We start from the raw sequence: 420 nt of genomic DNA, 5'->3' as shown, positions 1-420 counted from the left end.
TAGGCTTGTTAAATGTCTTATAAACATTCTTCATTATGTAATCTCTGAATTTAAAGAAACGTGCCTCTGCATGATACTCTTTTGGAATAAGATTATGATTTAGAAGCATCTTTGTGTTTGCCATCGTTAGCTTTGTCTTAGGTTCTGATATTAGCGTAATAAATTCTTTCATCAGCTGTTTTCTTTCACCGAAAGAATCAAATGCGCCACCTTTAATAAGTTGTATAATCTGTCCTTTTTTTAGCTCTCCTTCAATGAACATTCTCTTTACAAAGTCATCAAAGCTTCTATAAGGTCTAGCTGCAACAATTTTATGAACAACATCATCTCCAATGCCATTCATACCTTTCAAGCCGAATAGAATGCTCCCAGAGTCTCTGTCTGCTGTGAAACTAAACTTAGCTTTATTAATATCAGGCA

General features: G+C 34.3%; 1 protein-coding gene. It reads right to left on the bottom strand.

Going from position 1 to position 420, the window contains the following annotated elements:
• Nucleotides 1–420 (bottom strand): hypothetical protein (locus R0J92_RS21780; RefSeq protein WP_411053173.1); only part of this gene is annotated, 420 nt, incomplete at both ends.

The organism is Tritonibacter sp. SIMBA_163 (assembly GCF_046535935.1).
Classification (GTDB): Bacteria; Pseudomonadota; Alphaproteobacteria; order Rhodobacterales; family Rhodobacteraceae; genus Epibacterium; species Epibacterium scottomollicae.
The sequence above is the reverse complement of the archived record's forward strand: the minus strand, read 5'-3'. Positions and strand labels throughout refer to the sequence as shown.